Here is a 17,700-nt window from a genome sequence, read left to right as displayed (position 1 = left end):
GGTACCAATGAATAAGTTTAAAATTTCATCAAGAGTCGCCGCCATGAATGAGTCTGCGACACTCAGGATGGCACAAAGGGCCAGAGAAATGGCTTCCAAAGGGTTTGACATCATCAATCTAAGTCTTGGTGAACCAGACTTTGACACACCGGTTCACATAAAAGAGAAAGCCAAGGAGTCAATAGATCTGGGATATACTAAATACACTCCAGTTGCGGGGACGTTGGAAATAAGGAACGCCATTTCTGATAAATTCCGTGAGCAAAACAATTTAATTTACAATCCGGATGAAATCCTGGTATCAAATGGTGCAAAGCAAAGTTTTGCCAATCTTTGTTTTGCCTTATTGAATGAAGGGGACGAAGTCATTTTATTTTCTCCTTATTGGGTATCTTATTTTGAAATTATAAAAATGGCAGGTGGCACCCCTATATTATTGGAGTCTACCGTTGAAGCAGATTACAAACCGGATTTGGAATTATTGAGAAAAGCCATAGGCCCCAAATCCCGCATGGTGGTTTTTTCATCTCCCTGTAATCCTACGGGAACAGTATTTGAGGTAGAATACTTGGAAAAAATTGCCGGTATTCTGAGAGCGTTTCCAGACATACTCGTCGTCTCCGATGAAATTTACGAACACATCATTTTTAATGAAAAACATGTTAGCATAGGGTCATTGGAAGGAATGAACTCAAGGACTGCCACAATAAATGGATTTTCAAAAGGATTTTCCATGACTGGATGGAGATTGGGATACATGGGTGCCCCAAAGGAAGTTATCCAGGCTTGCACAAAGGTACAGGGTCAATTCACCAGCGGAGCAGCCTCCTTCACACAAAGAGCCGGAGCATTTGCTTTAAATGCAGACCTTGAAAGCACCTACGCAATGAGACAGGCTTTTCATAAAAGACGGGACCTCTTATTGGATTTGATCAAAGAAATTCCTGAATGGAAAGTCAATCAACCAAAGGGAGCCTTTTACATTCTTCCCCAGGTAAATTATTATTTTGGCAAATCATTTAATGGAGCCCTTATCAAGGATGCGGAAGATTTGGCTTTATTTCTGCTCTCAGAAGCACACGTTGCAGTAGTAGGAGGAGATGCATTTGGAGCCCCAAATTGCCTCAGAATCTCCTATTCACTTTCAGAAGAAAAGATAATTGAAGCAATTAAAAGAATTAAATCTGCATTGTTGAAATTGAAATAAGGAAATATTTTAAGGTCTTGTCTAATTTAATTACCTAAGTAGACATGGTCTGTTAAAAGCAATAAGCTTAAAGATGTTCCTTCCCCTGAAAATTGTTTCTAATTTCTGCTAACTTTACAAATCATCAAATATTACAGCATCGCCATCTGATGATGGTTACTATGCTTCAAATAGTGGCTGCATGAATTTATTGCGCTCATTTTATTGCAAACTTCTCAAATCAATCGAACTGTGGAATTATTGATTATATTCGGTTTAATCGTGCTCAATGGCATATTTTCCATGGCAGAAATGTCCATGGTTGCTTCAAAAAAATTTAAGCTGGACAATGCCAAGGCAAAAGGAAGCAAAGGTGCGGAAACAGCTCTGGAGCTTGCTGAACATCCTACTAAATTATTGTCAACTGTTCAAATTGGCATAACACTTATTGGGATTCTGTTAGGTATATACAGTGGTGAAAATCTGACCCATGACCTTGAATATTTTTTATCAGATTTTGAATTTATAAAAATCTATTCGCATCAATTTGCAGTTGGAATAATCGTGTTGATGATTACCTTTTTGTCCATTCTTTTTGGTGAGTTATTACCAAAAAGGATAGGCCTTAGTTTTCCTGAACCGGTGGCGATAGCATTATCACGACCTATGAAATGGATATCAATAGCCACTTCCCCATTCGTTGCACTTTTAACTGCTTCTAATGATGTAATTTTGAATATTCTCGGAATTAAAAAAAGTCTAGACAGCAGTGTAACAGAAGAGGAAATCAAATCCATCATTAAGGAAAGTGCCGAGGTGGGTGAAATCGAAGAAATAGAGCAGGATATTGTGCAGCGAGTATTTATTCTGGGCGACCGAAAAATTTCATCCTTAATGACCCATCGAAATGAAATGGTATTTCTATCTGTCGACGAAAATGCAAATCACTTACGGGATATCATCAATAAAGACATGCACTCAATTTATCCTGTGTTTGATGATCAGGAAACAGATATCGTAGGAATTGTAAGTTTCAAAAGTATTTTCAAACACATCAATGATGATAATTTCAAATTGGCAGATTTGATCCATTCTCCTCAATATTTACCGGAAAGTCAATCTGCTTATGAAACATTGAAGCAATTTAAAAAAACAAATATTCACTATGGTTTAGTGGTGGATGAATACGGTCAGGTACAGGGCATCTTGACCTTGAATGATTTACTAAAAGCTTTGGTGGGGGATGTCTCAGAGTTTTATGAAGAAGAATTTTCCTATATAGTCCGGGATGACAAAAGTTTATTAATCGATGGTCAATACCCACTTCATGAACTGTTTCGCAAACTTGAACTGCCCCATCTTACCAATACTTATCAGGTAGATACATTAAGCGGATTAATTTTAGAGGAGCTTCGGTCAATGCCTGTTACAGGACAAAAAATTCAATGGCGTGATTTTGAATTTGAAATTGTTGATATGGATCAAGCCAGAATTGATAAGGTAATCATCAGGAAAAATAAATTAGAAACCAAGCCATAGACCATCCCTTTGAGATTTTATGATGGCTCATATCTTTTTAATCAATTACCCTGAACTTATTATTCCTTAGTTCAACGATTTTAACAAAAGCATTTTCAAAATAATCGATATCGTCACTCACCTCTGGAGTTATGCCCGATTTAGATACAGGCTTAATCTGGAAACTTGTCTCCAAACATGGAATGGTTTTGTTGAGGTTTTTGAATTGAAAATCCGGACCCACTGTGTTCAACGACTGGATTGAGTATTTCATAATATCATACCCTTCTAAAACATCTTCCGAAGGAAACTCTCTATAACGATCAAAATATCTACGCTTAAAAGTTTTAATTTCATGTTGATCATTGTCAATATAATTACTTAAACTAATTCTTATTTTTTGAACATTAAGATATTCAATAATGTCGTTCTTCATTTCAAGCCACTTATACATACCATAAACAATCACCTCCTTCTTATCTTTCTCACTGGAGACCCGTCTAAGAAAATGGTAAATAAAATTTTCGTCCTTGTTGCTTGACATGGGCAAAATAAAAACAGTGGGCCCATTTTCTTTTAGCATCGATCCAACAATCATTTCATTGGAAGATGCCAGATCTGATTCCTTAATAATTTTTTCTTCAATTTTTTGAGAATAGAGGGTGCTGTCATTAAATATCCAATCCTTTGAATCTTCCGTTGATTTAGAAATAAGAAAAATATTTTCAACTGGAAAATTCTTCCTCACATGTGTGTTGATCAAATTATAATGAGCATTCAGTCCCGCCTTAGCCTGAATATAATATGGGTTTTTATCTGTAATGCTGGAACTACTGACCCAAGGACTTATAATGCTGGTTTCATGATTTTTGGCCCATTCTGCAGCATATTTTACTGCATCAGATTTTTGTGGTCCAATGATTAAATGTGGAGGTCTCAATTCATATCTATTGAGATTGGACTTTACTTCCTCAATGGAAGGGGCGTCATGGACATCCACCACAATTTTTTGACCAACGTTGTTTTCCATTTCCTGAATGGCCATTTGCATGCCTGCATAAAAATGAACATACCTCAATGAGGCAGCATTCAACTTTGTTGAATTGGTATCATTTTCATTTGTTTTAAAAGGTAACAAAGCAACAATTCGAAGTAAGGATTCTTCTTTAGTGATTTTCTTGCTGGTTTTTTTTTCAATTTCGGAGGTAGAAACTTTTCCGGAACCTGACTTATCTCCCACTTTGTCCGGTTGACTTTTCTTATCCTTGTTCTCTTTCCATACTACGGTATCAATCTTGGGCGGCAAGTCAGTATTCTTTTGTTTAGTGACTTCCTTATCCGCTGGCTTTGGAATCGGTTTGTTTACAATTTTCCTTGTAGCACATGAAGTTACTGTTATTAAAAGGCAAAGCAGAAGAATGCCTAAACTATTCCCACTCAATGGTAGCGGGTGGCTTTGAACTGATGTCATAGACTACACGATTTATACCTTTAACTTTATTAATAATCTCGTTGGAAATTTTAGCCAGGACTTCGTGAGGAATTCTGCTCCACTCTGCTGTCATACCATCGATGGAGTTGACTGCTCGTAAAGCCAATACATTTTCATAGGTTCTTTCATCCCCCATAACGCCCACAGATTTGACTGGTAATAGTACGGAGCCTGCTTGCCAGATCTCATGATACAAATTGCTTTCCTTAAGATTGCGAATGTATATTTCATCTGCCTTTTGGAGGATCGCCACTTTTGCCGGTGTAACATCCCCAATTATTCTGATGGCCAGCCCTGGGCCAGGGAAAGGATGGCGACCCAGAATTTCTTCTTTAAGACCTAGATTTTTGCCCACCTTTCTAACTTCGTCTTTAAAAAGCAAGCGCAAAGGTTCTATAATCTTTAAATGCAATTTCTCCGGTAATCCTCCAACATTATGATGTGATTTAATGGTTGCAGACGGACCGTACACTGAAACCGACTCGATAACGTCCGGATAAATAGTGCCTTGACAAAGCCATTTCACCCCAGGATATGCCTTCGCCTCTTGTTCAAATATTTCTATAAAGGATTTTCCGATGGCTTTTCTTTTCAACTCCGGATCCTCCAATCCTGACAAGGCTTCATAAAAATGAGTTTTGGCATCAATTCCCTTTACATTCAAACCCATTTCATGGTAACTCTCCAGAACCTGATCAAATTCATTTGCCCGCAATAGTCCATTGTCAATAAAAAAACAATGTAATCGAGTCCCTATTGCCTTCTGCATTAAAAGCGCTGCAACAGAGGAATCTACCCCACCGGATAAAGCCAACAAAACTTCCTCATCCCCTACTCTACTCCTGATATCTTCCACTGTGCGGTGGATAAATGAATCCGGTGTCCAGTCCGCTGAAATTTGACAAGCATCAATTAAAAAGTTTTTCAACAGTTGCGAACCAAACAAACTGTGCACCACCTCCGGGTGAAATTGAACGAAGTAAGCAGGATGATTTTTGTCAACAGATTTAAAAGCAGCTATGGGAATGCTTTCTGTGGAAGCGATGACTTCAAACCCTTCGCCAAGTGATACAATGGTATCACTGTGAGACATCCATATCTGCGATGCCTGCGGAATCTCATTCCAAATTGGATCTTGAATTAATTGGTTCAATTGGGCAAAACCATATTCCCGATGATCAGATGCCTGGACTTGACCTCCGGTAAGCTGGGCTGTTAATTGAGCTCCATAACATATTCCTAAGGTAGGATAATTTTGGAGTATTTCTTTAATATCAACTTTGGGACTTTCTTCATGTCGCACAGAAGCGGGACTTCCGGAAAGAATTACAGCAGCAATATCTGGATTCGGAACAGGTGAAAAACTATGGAACGGCACAATTTCACTGTAAATGTTCAGTTCTCTTATCCTTCTGGCAATCAACTGGGTCAATTGCGAACCAAAATCCAATATCACTATCTTTTTTGACATAAATCCAGATTTAGAGCTTATGCAAGATACCAAAAAGGCTTATTCCATCAGGCCCCTGCCCTCTTTCACTATTTGGCCTCGCTCCATTAATTCTTTCAGTATTTTATCAAGCAATCCATTGACAAATTCTTTAGACTTATCGGTGCTGTATTGTTTAGATAATTCTACGTATTCATTCAAAGTCACCTTGGCGGGGATTGTTTTGATATTCAGCATTTCAATAATTCCCATTTTTATCAAAATCATATCTATTAAGGCAACTCTTTCGGAATCCCAATTTTCCAGAACTGGTTTAATCATATCCTCCAGGACTGCATCCTCTTCATATGTTTTGGTCAACAAGAAAAGTCCAAAATCCTTTACCGTCTCTTCATCCGGCTGATGTTCCTCATAAAATGATCCTTCGGCAGGAAGGGCCTTCAATGTCTTTTTAAGTGCCCCAATGACAAGGGATTTATCATCTGACCAACCGAAAAATCGGTCATCCATTATTTCATTAAACAATTCATTGCGTCGGCAGGTCCTGTACAATTCCAGAAGAATTTCAATGGTATCTTCATTAGTTGAATCTGCCAACAAATACTTAATGTAAGGCTCTTCCTTTGCGAACTCTTTATAAATCTTCCTGAAGAGATCCTCATCCAAGCCTTCATCAAATCTTTCCTTTTTAAATCTTGCTTGAAGCACTTTATTATTTACCAAACTGGAAATCAGCGGATTATTATAAAGTTTGGGGGTAAACTTAATGTCATCTTCAGATTTAAGATGCTTTTTAAGCCGGGTTTGTCCATCCTCTTCGGCAAAGGAACAGACCCTGGTGATGCAATATAAATTGAGTAAATAAAGTAGAAAAGTGTCCTGTACAGACTGCAGGTAAGCTCTTTTGGCCCCTGCAAGACTCAGTTCTTTGTCCTGTGCTAAACTATACAATTGTTGCATCACTTTGACGCGAACATTCCTCCTACTAAGCATGAATATCCTTTACTGAATAAGTTGGCAAATGTAAGCACTATTTGGCAAACAATACAGATATATTTTATTTATAATTAATGTATCAAAGGAGCCTGCCAATCAAGAAAATCTCTTCTCATTTCATTAGGAGTCGGTAAATGGCCATGGTGCCATTTATGAATGATCTTGCCATTTCTCCAAAGTATCAGACCCGGATTTGACCTCATGATTGTTTTTAAAAGTATATCATCACTTGTATAAACCGGAATATCCAATTTAAGACTGGCTTTAAGATCAGCCAATGCTTCTTCACTGGCACCCCCGGCGACCAGAAACCCTTGTATGTTATCTGATTTTAAGCTATCGAGCAGTGGAAGAATCTTTTCTTTTAAAGGTATCAGGTAATTTTCATCCCAGGTATATACATTTTTCTTTTCTTCAACCGTCTTGATTTCCAAAACTGTAGAGTTAAGATTAAAACTATCCTTTTTCAAACCAAACCAAATCGTGTCAACTTTATAAACAGTATCTTGTCTGGAGACCATTGCAGATTTAGAGCTAAAATAAAGTTTTGGACAATTGATCATCAAGCGGCTCTTAGGTTCATTTAAGATCTCTTCTGTAATATCAGACCCCTCTAAGTCAAATAAGGCAAAATCTGAAATTTTAGTTTGAGGAATCGCGGGTTCACTTTTAACCTGGTCTAAAACTTCCCATTCAGTCTTTGGAAAATTCTTCAAATTCGCCATATACTCCTCATCCGGTACATTTTTCAACTCATTGGATAGCTTATTCCTGAGCTTCCAGGCAATAATTTTAACGTCGCCCATTGCCTTCTGCTCGGTTTCTTTAGTGGTTTTAACATCAGTCCCATTTTTGAAAGGTCTAAAATCCACAATAGGCTCATTCCAAATATAATTACTAAAACAAAATAAAGTCAATCCTATTACACTCATAAGGGTCAATGCGGTACGAATGGAAGCACTGAAAATCTCATGCATTTTTGACCATCTCAATAAAAACCAAATTGCAGGAATCATCAGGAACAAATCCTTTATAAAGGAAGTTCGTGGATCCAATTTTATGAAATCACCAAAACAACCGCAGTTTTTAACACGCATAAATTCCTTATCAAAACTGGTCCATTTGCCAAACTCAAAGAAATTGATATCCTTTGGCACATAACCGGTCAAAAAGGTATAGCCGGTGAGGATTGTAAAGAAAATCATGATCAGAAAAAATAACCAAGCCCCAAGTTTTCTATATGCTCCAATGATCAGCATTACACCTATTACGATTTCCAAAACAATCATAAAAACAGAAAACCCAACTGAAAATTTAAGTAGAAATGGAAACAAGTCTGCTGAAAAACTCAAAAATGATCCTCTTGCAGTAAGCTCAAATTCTTTAAAATATTCTTCCATCTTAAAAGCAGTTCCCATAGGGTCTACTGCTTTTACCAGACCAGAAAATATAAACAAACCACCGCAAAAATTTTGTAAAAAACTATCCGGTAAGGATTTTACAGTCCCCTTAATTCTTGACATTAAGAAGGTCAGAATTAATGCAGCCACGGCAATGTATAAACAAAGGCTAATAATAGTCATAACTTAAATTCCTTATTGGTTTTCAATAAATAAATATAGATAAAGCGCCCTGAACACCCTACAACCCCGAATCAACACTCAGACGAGCAGGAAGTTCAGCAAAATCAGCTTTTCAACTTTAGACAAACAAAAATCAAAGATAATTTATAAAAAGCGGTTAAATGAAAGCAAAACTTAATCAATAAATTGTTAATACCTTAGCCCTGTCTATGAATTATACAATAGCATGTATTTTGTCAACCGTAGTGTTGGGCTTTCTCTTCAAGCAATTTGCGGGCAAAAACATGAGCATTTCCAAAATTGTGCTGATCAATTATCTGGTTTGTTCTTTGATTGGAATTATCCAGGTAGGTTTTGATGTTTTTAATTTTACGAAATTCGGTTCAGGACTCTCAGCTGCCTTAATTGGAGTTTTGTTTGTAGCCGGATTTAATTCTTTCGGAAATGCTGTGGCTTTAAATGGACTATCGCTTGCCACCATTGTACAGAAAATGTCCGTTGGATTAACGGTAATTTTGGCAATCTTAATTGGAGAGAAATTAAATAATTTCCAATGGGCCGGATTTCTATTAAGTCTTTTAGCAATCCTCGTCATTTTTTATAAAAGAGATGCAAAAGAAAACATTCTGAAACATGAGTATGGCAGAGTTTTTCTGCTTGCGACTTTGATTTTGTCAACAATAATTGAGTTTGGCTTCTTGCTTATCCATAAAAAAGAGGTTTATGACATTGAATTTGAATGGGTCTTTACCGCCAGGGTATTTATTTCTGCAAGCCTAACTTCCATTATTTATATTCTTGTGAGCGCTTCAAATAAAAAAATTAATTCGGAAGAATTAAGTGCCGGAATTTTGCTCGGCATTCCTAATTTTTTTTCCATATTATTTTTGAACAAAGCTTTGGGATCCGGCATTCAAGGAAGCGTATTCTACCCATTGCTAAATTGTTCAGTAATTCTACTTTCCAGCTTGATGGGCGCATGGTTCTACCGAGAACATTTTACGAACCAAAAAATAATAGGACTCTTGTTGGCAATTGCATCCATTTTGCTTATTGGGTTGTTCAGTTAAAGATATGAGTAACCAAATGCACAGTCATCTGACTTTAGAGCTGCCTTCTGAAGGCAACTATTCAGAAAAGGGAAGTCGGTTTATTGCATTTGCCATTCCATTTAAGGAAGTTGATTTGCTGAAAGTTCAGAGTAAATATTTCAAAACACTGCACCCTAAATCCCGCCACGTTTGTGCTGCAGTGCGTACAGGTACAAATGGGGAATTCTTTAGATTGGATGATGATGGAGAACCAAGTGGAACGGCAGCAAAACCAATGTTGGGTCAAATTGACAGCTTTCGTTTGACCGATGTGGGTGTTTTTTGTGTCCGATATTTTGGTGGAATCCAGTTGGGTACTTCAGGACTAATCAAAGCCTATAAAACAGCAGCCTTTGATGCATTGAACAAGGCCAGTATTATTGAAATCAAACACATGATCCGTTACCGGATAAATGCAGAACCTGAAAAAATTCAAATCTTATTAGGCATATGCAAACAATTAGGAGTGGTCAAATGCAATTGGGATCCCATAAATTTCAATCAACTGAACATTGAATTTCCTATTGAACAAAAGCTTGAAATAATTGCCAAAATTAAGACAAGATTTGACCGGACCAATCTTGATAAAATCAATGATAACTTCGAACTCAGGTCGTGTATAATTACGGAAGTTTAATAAAGATATTATGATAACAATAGGACTTACAGGCGGAATTGGCAGCGGCAAAAGTACGGTGGCCGGTATTTTTAATAGTTTGGGAATTCCTGTCTACAACTCAGATATTCAGGCACGACTTCTCATGGAACAAGATCCAACTTTGGTAAATAAAATTAAAGATTTATTAGGGGATGAAGCATACACACCTGAAGGCAAGTTAAACAGAAAATGGGTTGCCTCAAAAGTTTTTGCAGACAAGATGTTACTTAATCAACTCAATCATCTGGTCCATCCGGCAGTTCTGGATGATTATAACAAATGGATGGTCTTGCAAAACGCTCCCTATGTAATTAAAGAATCAGCCCTGCTACCTGAAACGCTCAGTGCTCAACCAGTTGATTTTGTCATTGCCGTGAGTGCTCCAATTAAATTACGCATTGAAAGAGTCATGGAAAGAGACCAACTTTCGTCGTCAGAAGTTGAGGCCAGGATGAAAAATCAAAATACTTCAAAGTCCTTCAATGATTGTGCTGATTTTATAGTGTATAATGACGGCAAAAGACCCTGCATTCCACAAGTTCTGAGGATTCATAAAAGAATTCTTAATTTTGTACAGCGTTAAAATTAAATAAAATGTTGCCAGAAACTTTAATTGATCAAAATACCTCTTTTATTCAGCTGGAAGATCGGTATGGAGCTCATAATTATCACCCTCTTCCGGTGGTGCTCTCCAGAGGAGAAGGGGTGTTTGTTTATGATACATCGGGCAAACGTTATTTTGATTTTCTATCTGCCTATTCTGCAGTAAATCAAGGTCATTGTCATCCAAGAATCGTCAATGCTTTAATCCAACAAGCCTCCAGGCTTACCTTGAGTTCCAGGGCTTTTTTCAATGATCAGCTCGGACCTTACGAAGAATTTATGAACAGCCTATTTGGATATGATAAACTGCTTCCAATGAATACCGGTGCTGAGGGGGTTGAAACAGCAATTAAACTTTGTCGCAAGTGGGGTTATTTGAAAAAAGGCATTCCAGATACGCAAGCGAAAATAATTGTATTTGAAGGAAATTTTCATGGCCGCACCATGAGTGCAGTTTCCATGTCCACAGATCCTTCCAGTTATCTGGGTTTTGGCCCCTATTTACCAGGCTTTGTAAAAATTCCTTACAACGATATTCAGGCACTCAAAGAGGTAATTGTTGATCCTAACATTGCCGGTATGCTGATTGAGCCCATTCAGGGTGAAGCAGGAGTTGTAGTACCTGCAGATCATTTTCTTAAAGAAGCATTCGAACTATGCAAAGAAAACAATGTTCTGTTCATTGCCGATGAAATACAAACCGGTATTGCGCGAACAGGTCGCATGCTGGCCTGTGATCACCTTGACATCAGACCGGATATTCTCATTCTCGGCAAGGCTTTATCAGGTGGTATCCTTCCTGTATCAGCTGTCCTGGCTGATGATGAAATCATGCTCTGTATTAAACCCGGGGAACATGGCTCTACTTTCGGTGGAAACCCACTTGCCTGTGCAGTTGCCATGGAAGCTATGCAGGTGGTACAAGATGAAAACCTTGCTGAAAATGCAAAATTACAGGGAGCATACTTGAGAGAATTGTTGAACCTTCTTGCCAACAAGCACAGTTTAATTACCACCGTAAGAGGAAAGGGATTATTGAATGCCATTGTAATTGACGATCATCAGGAGAGTAGTCTTGCCTGGAACCTATGTCTTAAAATGGCCGAATTTGGGTTATTGGCAAAACCCACCCATGGCAATATCATCAGGTTTGCCCCTCCATTAACCATTACTCGTGATCAAACCGAAGAGGCCGCAGGCATCATAGAAAAGTCCTTAAAATCCCTGTAAATCAATTTAAAATTCTAAAATCAGCGATAGCTATTCTTTTCAGAAATCGCAAATTATTTTGGATATTTTCAAGATTTAAGAGCTTTAATGAATTTTTAATCTAAAAATATTAGGTCATATTAAATTTCTATCTATATTTAACCTTCGGTAATCCACCTTTTTCACATTTTATAATCCATTAAACAATTTGTTTTATATGAAATTCCTTATTTCACTCCCCTTGCTTTTCTGTCTGACCTTGGTTGAGGCACAGACTATCCAACTTCAATTTTGTGGAAAAACCGGAACGGTATCCCCTAGCATTGACCCGGTAACCGGAAATGACCAAAGGGAGAAGGCGTCCATCAGGTTAGATTGGGTAAAGATTGGGTTGATCAATAATTCGAAAACGAATCCTATTTTTAGTTTGGGAGATTCACAAACTGGCGGTATAGCTTTCGCTAACAAAATCATCGCCGATAAATGTGAGAACAACACTGATCCGGTTTATTGCAGCCAATGCATTAACTGCAATGCGGTTGCAGCATCCAATAATGCCCCGTTGGGTTTTTGCTCCGGAAAATTAACCGGTAATGTTGCCGTAATTACTAAAAACAATGATCTCTATATGATGAGTACCAATGTCAATAATGTGGTATGCTATGAAACCCACAAAATTGATGTTTCCTCCCTAAAAGGTAAAAAAATAGATTTGTCTATCAAATACGAAGGCATTTCACAGGGATGGCCGGTTCACAACATCAGCTTAAATTACCGATATAACAATGATGCCTATTTCAGAACCCCATTTTTCTTTAATAAGAACAGCAACAATGTAGGCTTATTTGAAGAGACTTATTCTATTGTGGCCTCAGTGCCAGTGGCTGTTGAAGACCTAAGTAAAAAGCTGGAATTCAGTCTAAGTCCAAATCCTGTAAAAGATGAATTAAATCTGAAGCTGGAAACATTTGAGAGTTTTGATGGACAGATCAGCGTCCTGGATGCAACTTCTAAAGAAGTATATAGTCAATCTTACAGTTTCATCACGGGAAATGGTCAGACTAAAATCAATACTACAAAGCTACCAGAAGGAATATACATTCTTAAAATCTCAGACAAAGAAGGCAGAAGTTCTACATTAAAATTCAATAAGTTTTAAGATCTAAATTTTCTGCTAAAATAAGCTGAATAAAAAGGATTCTAAAAGCATACCCAGACTTGGGGTGTGTGCTCTTTTAGTCCATCAAAGGTAAGATTGAATCATTATCAGTTCACTAGGCTTATCTATTAAAAGATGTAAATTGATCCGTAGCCAACAAATCTCACTTTGTTTCTTTTTGATCATTATTTCATTACAGGTAGGCTTGTATGATTATTTGGACACAATTAAATTTTCAGCGAAAATTTAATTATCTTCATCCAGCGTTTCATGTTCATTAGGGCTCTTATTTAAGTCAATTATAATTTTTATGAAGAAATTTGCTAGTTATTTTATGGTCTTCCTTTGTCAGCTGACCCTCCAAAATGGTCACACTCAGTCATACCCACCGGCTGATGATTGTCTTGGTGGACCATTATTTCCAAGTCTGAATGCTTTAATCGGATCCCTAAGTCCTACCACTTATTCAAACCCTAATGGGCCTAATCCTCTTTGCCCGGGCAGTGGGGTTCCTGTGAATACCGGATGGTATTCCTTCATTGCGCAAGGAGGACAAGTTAACTTCGTATTGACTTTTTCGAATTGTAATGTGAATGGATCCGGAGTTCAGTTTGGTATTTATCGAAATTGTGATTTTACAAATGCCCTGGTATGCCCAACCCAATGTTACAGCAACGGCACTTATAGTTTTGGGCTTGACCTAGATTATTGCGAGGTGTATAACTTGTTTATCAACGGGTGTAACGGCGATGTTTGTAATGTACAATTAAGTGCATCAGGAGCAACCGGCACATGCTATCCAAGTTTTAACGAACCTATTAATTATGATCCGGACCGTAATCTTGAGACATGTGTAGATTCTGAAAAAGAATATTTTGTAGATGGAGGATCTAAAAAAGATAAATTCGAATGGACAATTGATAATGTTGTGGTTGGGGGGGATAAACATAAAATGAAGTATACCTTTACACAAGAGGGAGATTTTGAAATCTGTGTTTTCTCCTATAAAGTAAGTGCAGGTGGAATCCGCTATGGAGCATCAAACACAGAGTGCTCAACCATACATGTTTTAGCTTCTGTTGACCGGTATGGTGCCACTGACCGTTATTTATGTTATGATCAAACCTATCCTAAGCCTTATGTCTGGCACGGAGTCAATATTTCAACAGAAGGTATCTACAGAGCTTCTTTCACAACTACTTGGGGTTGTAAATACGATAGTGTTGTGAAGTTTGTTGTTCTACCTAAGCCAGAGCCGAAAAAGATTTACCACATTGGCACCACACCTAACAATTATTATGTGAATCCTCAAGGAATATCGATAAAGGATTGTACAAAACCCTATGAATATGGGTACATTGTACCCGGTGCCTGCAAGCAATTTCTTGAAGTCCATCAATTCATTCCTAACTTTAAGGGAAGGTTGGAACCGATCTGTTTAAACGACAATAAATTGTATTACCAACCTTTGATTGAAAATATCTCCTGTCATGGAGACGAGGAAGCTTTTCTCGTATACACTTATTATTTGAAAGATCTTTTAAATCCAAAGGCCCCAATTATAAAATCAGATGAATTCCTTGAGGTTAAAGGAAAATCCACTTATAGTTTCTATATGGATGTGGATGTTTATTTTGGACCTGAATTTAAAAGGATACGTTACGAATTGGGCATAGATTCCATTGACGAGTCTCGATACTTACCAGACGGTGGTAAAGACATTCAAACTAAAAACTTATTTGTAAATCTCAATGCGTCGACCGCATCACCTGGTTCGTGGAGGTTTAAATCCGGACCGGGAATGCTTGATTTTGATCAAATAAACGATCCCAAAACGAGGATTACTGTGAATAAAAGGGGAATCTATTATGTGGAATGGATTACCCAATTTCAAAATTGCAGTTATGCGGATGAAGTAAAGGTTAATGTTGGGTCATTTTTTGCAGAACCGGGCCAAAAGAAAGCCAGATCTTCAAATGAAGAGGAAAGTAGCTCTTACATCATCAGTCCAGATACCGAAATCGGATTTCTGAATTTGAAGACCGGGTCAGGGAATATCAGATATACCTGGATAGACTTGTCCGGAAAGCTTTTAGATCAGAACTCGGTTGTCAATCAAAATACAATAGTCAGCCCATCGCATCCGGGTATGTATTTCCTTCGACTGGAGCAAAATGAATCGGTAAAAATTATCCGTATTTTGGTTGCAAAATAATTGGAATCAATCCAGTTTCTCTTTGATTGGTGCTTTGATTCTTGAATGACGAAATACCAAATTAAGAAGCAGGATTTGGAATCTGGTATTTGGCTAAATGTCCTTGAGGCTTTGATTATTTTCAAAGAATCTCAGACTTATCAAAGTTTACCAAATTAATAGTCAGCTTAAGTCAGTAGTTTTTCGCAAGTCTCTATTGCGAACAATTCTGAATCCAGATTCGGGATATTAGGGATGGTAGATAATTTTTATTTTTCAAAAACAAGTTGTTATCCTAAGACCACCTAAAATTACTTGGTATCTTCATCCAGCGTTTCATGTTAATTGAGGCTCTTATTAATGTAAATTGTATTTTTTATGAAGAAACTAGCTGGTTATTTATTGATTTTCCTTTTTCAGTTGACCATCCAAATCGGTCACACTCAATCATACCCACCAGCCGATGACTGTCTTGGTGGGCCAATTTATCCAAGTTTAGCTTCTTTAATCGGATCTCTAAGTCCTACCACTTATTCAAACCCCAATGGCCCTAATCCTTTATGCCCGGGAAGTGGGGTTCCTGTGAATACCGGATGGTACTCTTTCGCTGCGCAAGGAGGACAGGTTAACTTTGTTTTGACTTTTTCGAACTGCAATGTAAATGGTTCCGGAGTTCAAATTGGGATATATCGGAATTGTGATTTTTCAAATCCCTTGATTTGTCCCACCCAATGTTACAGTAATGGAACAATCAGTTTTGGATTATCCCTTGATTTTTGCGAAGTATATAATTTATTCATCAATGGATGCAATGGAGATGTTTGTGACGTGCAATTGAGTGCTACAGGGGCAATAGGAAGTTGTAGTATAATCTATTTTGAACCCATTAATTATGACCTTGATCATAATCTTGAAACCTGTATTAATTCTGACAGTGAATTTTTTGTAGATGGTGGATATAAAAAAGATAAATTTGAATGGACGATTGACAATGTAATTATTCCAGGAGATAAGCACCAGATAAAATACAATTTCTCACAGATCGGTGACTATGAAATCTGCGTATCTAGATATAGGATTAGCGCTGGAGGAATTCGGTATGCACAATCCAATAGGGATTGTTCTAATGTACATGTTTTCTTTATTGAGGACAAAACAGGGCCAGACCGCACATTATGTTATGAGCAAACCTATCCAAAACCATTTATATGGCATGGCAACATTATATCTGAGGATGGAGAATACAGGGCGTCCATTATTACACCAGCTGGATGTAAATATGACAGTATTGTGAGATTCATTGTGCTGCCAAAGCCAGAGCCGAAAAAGATTTACCACATTGGCACTACACCAAACAATTATTATGTGAATCCTCAAGGAATATCGATAAAGGATTGTACAAAACCCTATGAATATGGGTACATTGTACCCGGTGCCTGCAAGCAATTTCTTGAAGTCCATCAATTCATTCCCAACTTTAAGGGAAGGTTGGAACCGATCTGTTTAAATGACAATAAATTGTATTACCAACCTTTGATTGAAAATAATTCCTGTCATGGTGACGAGGAAGCATTTCTCGTTTACACTTATTATCTGAAAGATCTTTTAAATCCAAAGGCCCCAATTATAAAATCAGATGAATTCCTTGAGGTTAAAGGAAAATCCACTTATAGTTTCTATATGGATGTGGATGTTTATTTTGGACCTGAATTTAAAAGGATACGTTACGAATTGGGCATAGATTCCATTGACGAGTCTCGGTATTTACCTGACGGTGGAAAAGACATCCAAACTAAAAACTTATTTGTAAATCTCAATGCATCGACCACATCACCTGGTTCCTGGAAGTTTAAATCCGGGCCGGGAATGCTGGATTTTGATCAGATAAACGATCCCAAAACGAGGATAACTGTGAATAAAAGGGGAATCTATTATGTGGAATGGATTACCCAATTTCAAAATTGCAGTTATGCGGATGAAGTAAAGGTTAATGTTGGGTCATTTTTTGCAGAACCGGGCCAAAAGAAATCCAGATCTTCAAATGAAGAGGAAAGTAGCTCTTACATCATCAGTCCAGATACCGAAATCGGATTTCTGAATTTGAAGACCGGGTCAGGGAATATCAGATATACCTGGATAGACTTGTCCGGAAAGCTTTTAGATCAGAACACGGTTATCAATCAAAATACAATAGTCAGCCCATCGCATCCGGGTATGTATTTCCTTCGACTGGAGCAAAATGAATCGGTAAAAATCATTCGTGTTTTGGTTGCAAATTAATGGATCGATTAAAATGATAATTGGCGACTTCTCCATTTTTATAAATTATTAGACTTTATGAATATGGTAATCTTTGCAGCCAAATTAGAATCTAGATAATTTTAAAGGTTTGATTACTTTTTAATTACCCAAGCATTTTCAAGGGCTAGCAAATAAATAATCAACCATATCTGTAAGCCTTTGCAATTATTTATTCAAGAAATTCTAAATTTATAATTGGGCTATTTTGGATGTCAGATGTTTTTTTATTCCAAGATTGAGTTGATTTCCTTAGGTCCAGA

13 protein-coding genes are annotated in these 17,700 nt (G+C 37.5%); 9 read left to right on the top strand and 4 right to left on the bottom strand.

What is annotated here, in order from left to right; genetic code table 11:
• Window positions 1-7 precede the first annotated feature (7 nt).
• Both IPJ53_07755 and IPJ53_07750 read left to right on the top strand, forming a co-directional pair.
• A complete protein-coding gene (locus IPJ53_07755) occupies window positions 8-1,207 on the top strand; it encodes a pyridoxal phosphate-dependent aminotransferase (protein MBK7798991.1) in 1,200 nt (399 codons plus the stop codon).
• A gap of 231 nt (window positions 1,208-1,438) precedes the next feature.
• On the top strand, window positions 1,439-2,725 hold the full coding sequence (locus IPJ53_07750; protein ID MBK7798990.1) for an HlyC/CorC family transporter: 1,287 nt from the start codon (window positions 1,439-1,441) through the stop codon (window positions 2,723-2,725).
• Window positions 2,726-2,762: 37 nt separating this feature from the next.
• Here the strand turns inward: IPJ53_07750 and IPJ53_07745 are convergent, their stop codons facing one another.
• The 4 genes from IPJ53_07745 to IPJ53_07730 form a co-directional block, all read right to left on the bottom strand.
• Window positions 2,763-4,175 carry a hypothetical protein gene (locus IPJ53_07745; protein MBK7798989.1) on the bottom strand — a complete coding sequence of 471 codons (1,413 nt, stop codon included), beginning with the start codon at window positions 4,173-4,175 and terminating at the stop codon, window positions 2,763-2,765.
• Window positions 4,132-5,667 (bottom strand): glutamine-hydrolyzing GMP synthase, encoded by a 1,536-nt coding sequence (guaA, locus tag IPJ53_07740; GenBank protein MBK7798988.1) that lies wholly within the window; start codon window positions 5,665-5,667, stop codon window positions 4,132-4,134. Before guaA ends, IPJ53_07745 begins: the two co-directional genes overlap by 44 nt.
• A 39-nt stretch (window positions 5,668-5,706) precedes the next feature.
• Window positions 5,707-6,639: a transcription antitermination factor NusB gene (gene nusB, locus IPJ53_07735; GenBank protein MBK7798987.1), complete on the bottom strand. Its 933-nt coding sequence runs from the start codon at window positions 6,637-6,639 to the stop codon at window positions 5,707-5,709.
• 74 nt (window positions 6,640-6,713) lie between these two features.
• Window positions 6,714-8,165: a DoxX family protein gene (locus IPJ53_07730; GenBank protein MBK7798986.1), complete on the bottom strand. Its 1,452-nt coding sequence runs from the start codon at window positions 8,163-8,165 to the stop codon at window positions 6,714-6,716.
• A 269-nt stretch (window positions 8,166-8,434) separates the two neighbouring features.
• Between IPJ53_07730 and IPJ53_07725 the strand changes: the two genes are divergently transcribed.
• The 7 genes from IPJ53_07725 (at window position 8,435) to IPJ53_07695 (ending at window position 17,419) form a co-directional block, all read left to right on the top strand.
• The gene (locus IPJ53_07725) at window positions 8,435-9,295 is read left to right on the top strand and encodes a hypothetical protein (protein ID MBK7798985.1); all 861 of its coding nucleotides are present in this window, start codon (window positions 8,435-8,437) and stop codon (window positions 9,293-9,295) included.
• A 4-nt stretch (window positions 9,296-9,299) separates the two neighbouring features.
• On the top strand, window positions 9,300-9,953 hold the full coding sequence (locus tag IPJ53_07720; protein MBK7798984.1) for a YigZ family protein: 654 nt from the start codon (window positions 9,300-9,302) through the stop codon (window positions 9,951-9,953).
• Between the two features lie 10 nt (window positions 9,954-9,963).
• Complete coding sequence (locus IPJ53_07715) at window positions 9,964-10,557, top strand: dephospho-CoA kinase (protein MBK7798983.1); 594 nt, start codon at window positions 9,964-9,966, stop codon at window positions 10,555-10,557.
• An 11-nt stretch (window positions 10,558-10,568) separates the two neighbouring features.
• Complete coding sequence (rocD, locus tag IPJ53_07710; GenBank protein MBK7798982.1) at window positions 10,569-11,807, top strand: ornithine--oxo-acid transaminase; 1,239 nt, start codon at window positions 10,569-10,571, stop codon at window positions 11,805-11,807.
• 196 nt (window positions 11,808-12,003) lie between these two features.
• Window positions 12,004-12,945 (top strand): T9SS type A sorting domain-containing protein, encoded by a 942-nt coding sequence (locus IPJ53_07705; protein ID MBK7798981.1) that lies wholly within the window; start codon window positions 12,004-12,006, stop codon window positions 12,943-12,945.
• Between the two features lie 310 nt (window positions 12,946-13,255).
• A complete protein-coding gene (locus IPJ53_07700) occupies window positions 13,256-15,160 on the top strand; it encodes a T9SS type A sorting domain-containing protein (protein ID MBK7798980.1) in 1,905 nt (634 codons plus the stop codon).
• A 357-nt stretch (window positions 15,161-15,517) separates the two neighbouring features.
• A complete protein-coding gene (locus IPJ53_07695; GenBank protein MBK7798979.1) occupies window positions 15,518-17,419 on the top strand; it encodes a T9SS type A sorting domain-containing protein in 1,902 nt (633 codons plus the stop codon).
• The last annotated feature ends 281 nt before the right edge of the window (window positions 17,420-17,700 follow it).

The organism is Candidatus Vicinibacter affinis (assembly GCA_016714365.1).
Taxonomy (GTDB): Bacteria; Bacteroidota; Bacteroidia; order Chitinophagales; family Saprospiraceae; genus Vicinibacter; species Vicinibacter affinis.
This window is presented reverse-complemented; position numbering and strand designations above follow the sequence as displayed.